The 8,761-nt window shown below is 62.0% G+C and carries 9 protein-coding genes; 1 reads left to right on the top strand and 8 read right to left on the bottom strand.

Translation table 11 applies throughout. From position 1 onward, the window contains the following. Positions 1-443 (top strand): DHHA1 domain-containing protein (locus tag ACEW8G_RS10840; protein ID WP_373488432.1); only part of this gene is annotated, 443 nt, incomplete at its 5' end. A 203-nt stretch (positions 444-646) separates the two neighbouring features. Here the strand turns inward: ACEW8G_RS10840 and rpmE are convergent. From rpmE to ACEW8G_RS10800, 8 genes are all read right to left on the bottom strand, one after another. Further along, positions 647-877 (bottom strand): 50S ribosomal protein L31, encoded by a 231-nt coding sequence (rpmE, locus tag ACEW8G_RS10835; RefSeq protein WP_373488431.1) that lies wholly within the window; start codon positions 875-877, stop codon positions 647-649. 104 nt (positions 878-981) lie between these two features. After that, positions 982-1,440: a 3-hydroxyacyl-ACP dehydratase FabZ gene (gene fabZ / locus ACEW8G_RS10830; RefSeq protein ID WP_373488430.1), complete on the bottom strand. Its 459-nt coding sequence runs from the start codon at positions 1,438-1,440 to the stop codon at positions 982-984. A gap of 27 nt (positions 1,441-1,467) precedes the next feature. Next, a complete protein-coding gene (locus ACEW8G_RS10825; protein WP_373488429.1) occupies positions 1,468-2,157 on the bottom strand; it encodes an OmpH family outer membrane protein in 690 nt (229 codons plus the stop codon). Beyond that, positions 2,157-4,832 carry an outer membrane protein assembly factor BamA gene (gene bamA / locus ACEW8G_RS10820; protein ID WP_373488428.1) on the bottom strand — a complete coding sequence of 892 codons (2,676 nt, stop codon included), beginning with the start codon at positions 4,830-4,832 and terminating at the stop codon, positions 2,157-2,159. Before bamA ends, ACEW8G_RS10825 begins: the two co-directional genes overlap by 1 nt. A 114-nt stretch (positions 4,833-4,946) precedes the next feature. Further along, a complete protein-coding gene (gene rseP, locus ACEW8G_RS10815) occupies positions 4,947-6,059 on the bottom strand; it encodes an RIP metalloprotease RseP (RefSeq protein ID WP_373488427.1) in 1,113 nt (370 codons plus the stop codon). A 2-nt stretch (positions 6,060-6,061) separates the two neighbouring features. Further along, on the bottom strand, positions 6,062-7,273 hold the full coding sequence (gene dxr, locus ACEW8G_RS10810) for a 1-deoxy-D-xylulose-5-phosphate reductoisomerase (protein WP_373488426.1): 1,212 nt from the start codon (positions 7,271-7,273) through the stop codon (positions 6,062-6,064). Positions 7,274-7,283: 10 nt separating this feature from the next. Beyond that, on the bottom strand, positions 7,284-8,090 hold the full coding sequence (locus ACEW8G_RS10805; protein ID WP_373488433.1) for a phosphatidate cytidylyltransferase: 807 nt from the start codon (positions 8,088-8,090) through the stop codon (positions 7,284-7,286). After that, on the bottom strand, positions 8,077-8,761 hold a 685-nt coding region (locus tag ACEW8G_RS10800), incomplete at its 5' end, for an isoprenyl transferase (RefSeq protein ID WP_373488425.1). The genes ACEW8G_RS10800 and ACEW8G_RS10805, both read right to left, overlap by 14 nt.

Raw genomic sequence — 8,761 nt, 5'->3', positions numbered from 1 at the left:
TCGACGAACGCCGCACGCTGGAGCGCGAGCTTGCCGAGGCGCGCAAGGCGCTCGCGCTGGGCGGCGGCTCGGGCAAGGCCGGACCGCAGGTTGAAGAAATTGGTGGTGTAAAATTCATCGCACAGCTGATCGAGGGGCTTGACCCCAAGGAGCTGCGCGGGCTGCTGGATCAGGCCAAGACCAGCCTGGGGTCGGGTATTGCGGCGATGGTCGCGATCAATGACGGTCGCGCCGCATTTGCAGCTGCGGTGACCGATGATTTGACGGGCCGGTTCAGCGCGGTCGATCTGGTGCGTGCGGGTGTCGAGACACTGGGCGGCAAGGGCGGCGGCGGGCGTCCCGATATGGCACAGGGCGGCGGCCCGGATGGGTTAAGGGCTTCTGCCGCACTGGATGCGGTGCGCGCAGCGATCGCAGAGCAGAGTGCGGCAACGGCCACGTAACTTCTGCTTCGATTGCTTTCCGTTGTCCTGGGACGGTAGGAGCCTATCTCCGGACGGTTGCGTGATCACGTCAGGGCAGAAGATGGGCTTGCGTTAGGGAGCGGCGGGGCGGGTGCACCCCAACACCAAAAAAGGGCCGCGAACCTTCTGGTCCGCAGCCCTTGTTGTCGTGCACCACGGTTGCGGTGCGAATGTTCTGAAGGTCAGCCCTTCTTGAGTGACAGTCCACCAAAGCGCTTATTAAAGCGTGCAACCTGGCCGCCTGCATCGAGCATCCGCTGGTTGCCGCCGGTCCAGGCCGGGTGCGAGGTCGGGTCGATTTCAAGGGTCAGCGTGTCACCTTCCTTGCCCCAGGTCGAACGGGTCTGGTAGACGGTGCCGTCGGTCATCTTCACATTGATCATGTGGTAATCGGGATGGATATCGGTCTTCATGGGTCTGGTCCTTATTGTGGCTGGTTCCAACCAGCCGGCAGGATGAATGGGAAGCGCGGCGCATAGCGGCGAAGCGCGCGGATCGCAAGTGTTTTGCGTGAGGGTCAGCCGGGCGGATCGGCGATCATCGCGGTGAAGCTGACCTCGCACGCCAGCTTGCCGTTCATATCGGCATGCGCCTTGAACTTGCACACACGCGCGCGCTTCTGCTCGAACTCGGCATGCAGATCGAGCAGCACACCGGGCTCGACGGGCGCGCGGAACTTTGCGCCATCGATCGCCATGAAGTAGACCAGCTTGCCTGATCCCGCGAGGCCAAGCGATTCGACGGCAAGAATCCCCGCAGCCTGCGCCAGCGCCTCGATAATCAGCACGCCGGGCATGATCGGGCGGCCCGGGAAATGGCCCTGAAAAAAGGGTTCGTTCATGCTGACCGCCTTGATCGCATGGATCGACTGGTCCTTGTCCAGCCGCGCCACGCGGTCAACCAGCAACATCGGATAGCGATGCGGCAAGGCTGCCAGCACCTTTACGATGTCAAATGCCGGTTCACTGTCAGCCATGTCCGAACCCTTTGGTATCGTCAGCTTCTAGCGACCTTCGGGCTGCTGGGTTGCCGGTGCTGCGGGCGCGACGGGTGCTGCACCATTGGCGGCAGCGGCGCGGGCCTGCTGTTCACGCTGTTGACGCGGCAACCAGCCCGGGGGCGGCACCAGCTGAGCGTTGGGGATCAGCGCGTTCAGCTCAGCGGTGATGTCCCGGGTCATGTCATAGGCATCATTGTGTGCCAGCGTTGAGCCGACTTCGAACACAACCGAGACCTTGCGCTTGCCCATCGCGGCGCGCACCGCCTGGTCAAACTTGTCGCTGATCTGCTCAAGCACATAAGCTTCAGACAGCGCGACCGGCTGCAGGATTTCCTGCACCTCTTGCGAACCCTGTTCGCGCAGGCCCTGGATCTGCGCCAGCTGCTGCTGCAGCGCAGCCTGGTTGGCATTGGCGTTGGGTGCCTGCACATCGGTGTTGAACTTGTTGACCAAAGGCTCAAGCTGCTGGCGGATCTGCGTCGATTTCGCTTGCGCCGCGTCATATTGCGCCTTGTAGGTCGTGGGGCGCTGGGCGTTTGAGTTGACGAATGCCGAAGATTCGACAACCGCGCGGCGCTGGTCGGCGATGCCGATGCCAGTGACGGTTTGCGCGGCGACAGGTGCCATCACGCCAGCGGCCAGAGGTCCGGCAAGCATCAGCGCGGCTGCGGTGCATTTCAATAGAAGTTTCATTAGAACTGGGTCCCTACGTTGAATGTGAACAGGCGAGTATCATCGCCCTCTTCTTTAAGGAGAGCGCGGGCAATATCGATGCGGAACGGCCCGAACGGCGAGTTCCAGTTGACGCCAAAGCCCACAGATACGCGGGGCTTGGGGGAGTCGCCGAAGAACCGTTCGGTGAAGGTGAGGCTGGGCGTGTTTGGCACGCCCGCCGCATTGGTGGGGTCGGTGGTGGTGATGATGCTGCCACCAGCATCGGTGGTCAGGAACAGCAGTGCCCCGGCGGCATCGCGATCCTGCGGCGTTTGCAACAGCGGCTGTACCACGTTGAATACCGCGCCCACATCGACAAACACCGAGGGCCGCAGCCCCAGTTCTCGCGCGCCGCTGCCCAGCGGAATATCGAGTTCGGCGCGTGCCTGATAGTATGAGCGCCCGCCGAGCGCATCGTCGATCTGGTTGCGGCGCTCGGTCACCAGCGTGTTGACCACCCGGCCATCGATCACCTCAGGCGCGAAGCCGAAGCGGATGACGCGTGGGCCGACACCGCGAATGTCAAAACCGCGCATCTGCGGCTGACCCAGGAAGAAGCGGTCGGTCAGGCGGATGTCATCAATGCCCTGCGCCGGATCGCCCCGGTTTTCGAACGGGATGATATGCCCGCCCTCTGCCGCGACAGTGAAGATGAAGCCGCTGCGCCCGATGCGCCAGTGCTTCGATGCGTTGATCCGCGTGCGTAGATATTTGACCGATCCACCGAGGCCGGCAAAATCCTGCGACAGCGTGAGCGCCTGTCCACGTGTCGGTCGGATGCGGTTGTCGCGGTTGTCATAGATCAGCGAATAGCCGACCAGCGACGTCGTGCGCTGGCCCAGGTTGTCGCACAGGAAAAAGCCCGCGCGCAGCGGATCGCACTCAAGGATGCCATCGCCGTTGATGTCAGAAAAGAACTGGTCGCGATCAAGCGTCACGTCATCGATGGTGAGCGAATAGCGCAACAGCGCCGACACATATTCGGTCAAAGGCACACCGAGACGCAGCGATGCTCCGGTGGTCAGCTGTTCAAACGTCGTGTTGCGGTTGTTGCCGATGAAGTTGAAGCTGTTGAGATCACGCCGGAAAATGTCCGCGCCGAACGACAGGTTCCTGTCGAAAACATAGGGTTCAGTAAAGCTGAGATTGATCCCTTGGGAAAAGCGCGAATAGTTGACGCTGGCACCAATCGTCTGGCCCTTTCCGCGGAAATTGCGCTGGCGGATCGAGGCCTGCAGGATGAAGTTTTCGATCGACGAGAAACCGGCGGACAGCTGCAGTTCGCCGGTGGCGCGTTCCTCGATATTGGCTTCCAGGATGATGCGGTCAGGGGCGCTGCCCTGGCGCTGCTCGATCGCGAATTTTTCCTGGAAATAGCCCAGCGAATTGATCCGGTTTTCGGAGCGCTTGACCAGGAAGCTGTTGAACGCATCGCCTTCGTTGAGGCGGAACTCGCGGCGGATGATCTTGTCCTGCGTCAGCGTGTTGCCATTGATCGCGATGCGTTCGACATAGACGCGCGCAGCCTCGGCCAGCTCGAACGTGATGTCCATGGTGAGCGTTTCGCGGTCGCGGTTGAACTTGGGCCGCACATCGGCAAACGCATAGCCGAACAGACCGGCCGTTTCGCTGAGCGACTCGACCGTATCTTCGACCTGCTTGGCGTTATACCAGTCACCCGTTTTCATCGGCAGGCTGGCTTTCAGGCCTTCTTCGGAAAAGTCGCGAATCTGGCTGTCGACTTCGACTTCGCCGAACTTGTAGCGCTCGCCCTCTTCAACCACATAGGTGATGATGAAGTCGCGCTTGTCCGGGGTCAATTCCGCCACGGCAGAAATCACGCGGAAATCGGCGTAGCCCTGCGTCAGGTAAAACTGGCGCAGCTTCTGCTGGTCGAACGCCAGCTTGTCCGGATCGTAGGTGTCGCCCGAGCTGAAGAAGCGATAAAAGCGCGATTGCTTGGTCGCCATCTCGCCGCGCAGCTGGCCGTCAGAGAATTTCTCGTTGCCCAGCACGTTGATCTGGCGAACCTTGGAGCGTGGTCCTTCGTTGATTTCGAAGACGACATCGACGCGGTTCTGGTCCTGCTGAACCATTTTGGGATCAACGGTGGCGGCGAAACGGCCCTGACGCTTGTAAAGTTCGATGATGCGGGCGACATCGGCGCGCACCTTGGTGCGGGTGAAAATCTGGCGCGGTGACAAGCGAATCTCAGGCAGGATCTTGTCATCCTTGATCCGCTTGTTGCCTTCGATGATCACCCGGTTGATCACCGGATTTTCCTTAACGTCAATAACGACAGCGCCGTCGTTGTTGCGGATCGACACGTCGGCAAACAGTTCGGTCTCGAACAGATCACGCAGCGCCTGGTCGGCGGCTACCTGGCTGTAGACATCGCCAACACGCAGCTGGATGTAGGACCGCACGGTGTCGCTCTCGATCCGCTGCGAGCCGTTGACGGTGATTGAGCGAATGACCTGTCCGGTGGGCGCGGGCGCAGGCGTTACCGCAGCAGGCGCAGGTGCCGGTGAGGCAGGGCCTTGCGGGGTGGCAGTCTGGGCCAGCGCCGGCAGGCTGGTGCCTGCAAGGATGGTCGAACCGAGCAATATGCCCAGCGCACGCGCGCCAATGGCGATCTTTTGTTCAGATTTCACGGGAAAACCACCCTAAGCCAAAATACACATTGAACGGACCATTGTTTCGCCATTCAATAACCCGCCCCGGTGTGTTGCCCCTGCAACATCCGCATCAATCAATCAACCAATCTTTCAGCCGAGCAGGCCGAACGATGACAGATCGTTGACCGTCACGAAGATCATCAGCGCCAGCACAAGCGCCATCCCGGACCGGAATGCCCATTCCTGCACGCGCGGGTTGGCCGGTTTGCGTCGGACCGCCTCGATTGCATAGAAGAGCAGGTGACCGCCATCGAGCATGGGAATTGGCAGGAGGTTGATGAACCCCAAGTTAATTGAGATCAGCGCGATGAAGAAGATGAAATCGTCCAGCCCTGCCGCAAACTGTTCACCGGAGATTTGCGCGATCTTCAATGGCCCCCCCAGTTCCTGCACCGATCGCCTGCCGGTGATCACCTGGGCGAGCGTTGCCACCATCAGCCGCACGATGTCGCCGGTCCGCTGTGTGGCGACAAGTGGCGCCTCAAGCAGCGACACGTCTCGTATGACCGGCTGCGCCGACATGATGCCCAGCCGCCCGATCCGATACTCATTGCCGAACCGGTCGCTCTGCACCTCGACGCCGATGTTGAAGCTATATTCGCGCAAGGCACCATCGCGCTCGGCGCGCAGGGTAATCGATTCGTCGGGGCGGTGCGCGACCTGACGTGCGACCTCATCGAACCACTGGACCGGCTGGCCATCAACCGCGACGATCTTGTCGCCAACCTCAAGCCCGGCCTCGGCAGCAGCGGACGCAGGGGAGAAGCCTGCGATGACCGTCGGGGTCACCGCCTTGCCATAAGCGAAGGCAAAGCCAGTGAGGATGAGGATGGCGAACAGGAAATTGATCGCGGGACCCGCGAACACGATCAGCGCGCGTTGCCAAAGCGTCTTGGACTGGAAGGTTTGGTTGCGCTCCGCCTCTGGCAGGGCAATCCAGTTGGGGTCGGCGCGGCTGGCCGGGTCCATGTCGCCGGCAAACTGGACATAGCCGCCCAGCGGCAGAATGCCGAGCTTCCATCGAGTACCGCGCCTGTCGGTCCAGCCGGCAATCTCCTTGCCAAAGCCGATGGAGAACGACTCAGCCTTCACGCCAAACCAGCGGCCGACCAGATAATGGCCCATTTCGTGAACGAACACGAGCGGCCCCAGCACGAGCAAAAATGCAATGACGGTGAGCAGAAACCCGGGGTTTTCGGTCAAGTTCAATCCTTGGCTTCGATGATGCAGCGCGCCTCTGCCCGTGCTTCGGCATCGATGCCAAGCACATCCTGCAACGATTGCGGCGCAGAAGGACTATAGCGTGCCAGAACCTGCGAAACAATTGCCGCAATATCAAGAAACCCGATGCGCTTGCCGAGAAACGCGGAAACCGCGATTTCGTTCGCTGCATTGAGGATCGCAGGCGCGCCGCCGCCGGCGGCAATCGCGGCGCGGCAGATGCCGGGGCCGGGAAAGCGCACGTCGTCGAGCGGTTCAAAGGTGAGCTGGCCGATGGTCGCAAGATCAAGCGGCGCGCAATTGGTGACGATCCGTCGTGGCCACCCCAGCGCGCTCGCGATGGGAATGCGCATATCGGGCGCGCCAAGTTGCGCGAGGGTCGAGCGGTCGCGATATTCGACCATCGAATGAATCACCGACTGCGGGTGGACGAGGATGCGGATGTTCTCCAGCCCAACCGGGAACAGGTGATGCGCCTCGATCAGCTCCAGCCCCTTGTTGAACATCGTCGCGCTGTCGACCGAGATTTTCGCGCCCATCGACCAGTTGGGATGCGCGACCGCCTGTTCAGGGCCAGCGACGCGCATCTGGTCCAGCGTCCACTGCCGAAACGGGCCGCCGCTGGCGGTGAGCGTGATGCTCTCGACCTCGTCGATGCGGCCGCCGGCCAGGCACTGGAAAATCGCATTGTGTTCAGAATCGACGGGCAACAAAGTCGCGCCGCTGGTGTGCGCCGCTTCGATCATCAGTGCGCCGGCGGAAACCAAGGCCTCTTTGTTGGCCAGCGCCACGCAGCGTCCGCGCAGCAAGCTGCGCATGATTGGCGCGAGACCGGCGCATCCGACGATGGCTGCCATCGTCCAGTCAGCATCAAGGTCTGCGGCATCGAGCAAACCCTGCGGGCCGGACCAGACCTGCGTCTTTGTGCCCGCAAGCGCAGCGGCCAGCGCCTGATGCTGCGCGGGGTCGCCGATCACTGCGACCTCAGCTGAGAATTCACGCGCCAGCGCCGCCAGTTCGGTGGCCTGGGTCTGCGCGGTCAGCGCGACGACGCGATACGCCCCCGGATCGAGCCGGACGAGATCAAGCGTCGATGCGCCAACCGAGCCAGTGGCGCCGAAGATGCTGATGCTGCGTGGCGCTGCGATGCTGGCAGGCGCGACATGGGCCAATGCGGTATGCGTCGTGGTCATCATAATGTCGGCGTTACCCTAAGGCCGAAACGGCATTGACCGCAACCACAAGTGCGACCACTTGCGCGACCGGCACCAGACCATCGACCCGGTCGAGCACGCCGCCGTGGCCGGGAATGAGATTGCCCGAATCCTTGACCCCGGCCTGGCGCTTCATCCAGCTTTCCAGAAAGTCACCCATTTGCGCGAGCACCGCCAGCGGCGCGCTCGCCATCACCAGCATGAAGGGCAGGTCGGCATTGGCATGCAGGCCCATCGCCAGCAGCAGCGATGCGATCATGCCGCCTGCCAGCCCTGCCCAGGTCTTGCTCGGGCTGATCGTGGGCGCAATTTTTGGTCCGCCGATGCTGCGACCGGCGAAATACGCGCCAATGTCGGTCGCCCACACCGTCGCCATTGTCCAGAAGGCGAGCAGCAGCCCGTTTTCCTGCTCGCGCAGATACAACAACGCCAGCACCGGGATGCCGCAATAAAACACGCCTATGGCCAGCCGCGCGCTGCGATCCACCGCCGCGATGAAGAACGCGCCGCCGATGATAAAGCCCAGCGCGAGAAAGCCCGGCCCGTCGGCGAAAGGCGACAGCATCGACAAGGGGGCCATCAGCGCCAGCATCGACAGTCTGCGCCGTTCGGTGCGGCCGACCAGCCCGGCCCATTCGTACTGCATCGCCAGCGCGCCCGCCATCAGCAGCAGCCAGAAAGCCGTCCCGCCCAGCCATAGCGCCACTGCCGCGAGCACCACCAAGACGAGACCGGATGCAGCGCGCACCGCCAGATCATTGCCAAACACAGCGCGGGTCGCGGGATCAGCGGCCACCAAAGCGCCTTTCGCGCGCTGCATAAGCCTCAAGCGCCGCAGCCAGCGCGGCGCCATCAAAATCGGGCCAGAGAATGTCAGTGAAATACAGTTCGGCATAGGCCGCCTGCCACAGCAGGAAATTGCTGAGCCGCTGTTCCCCCGATGTGCGGATTAAAAGGTCAAGTGGTGGGAGGTCGGCGGTATCGAGCAACCCGTCGATATGCGCAATCTCGATCGAATGCGGATCGACATCGCCGCATTGCGCGGCGCTCGCCAGGCTTCGGACAGCGCGCACCAGTTCATCCTGCGCGCCGTAATTTAGGGCGATCACCAAGGTGGTGCCTTCATTATGCGCGGTGCGGGCAACGACATCATCGATCATTACGACCAGATCAGGCGCCAGCGCGCGATAATTGCCGATGACCTTCAGCTGGACGTTGTTGGCGATAAACTCATCAACATCGGTGCGGATGAAGTGCCGCAGCAAACTCATGAGGTCTGACACCTCGTCTTCGGGGCGCTTCCAGTTTTCTGACGAAAAGGCGTATAGCGTCAGCACCTCCAGCCCCAAGTCACGCGCAGCGCGCACGGTGGTGCGCACGGCCTCCACCCCCTGTTTGTGGCCGACCAGACGCGGCAGCTTGCGCTTGGCAGCCCAGCGGCCATTGCCATCCATGATGATCGCCGCGTGG

Source organism: Blastomonas sp., assembly GCF_041747255.1.
In the GTDB taxonomy this organism is placed as follows: domain Bacteria; phylum Pseudomonadota; class Alphaproteobacteria; order Sphingomonadales; family Sphingomonadaceae; genus Blastomonas.
This window is presented reverse-complemented; position numbering and strand designations above follow the sequence as displayed.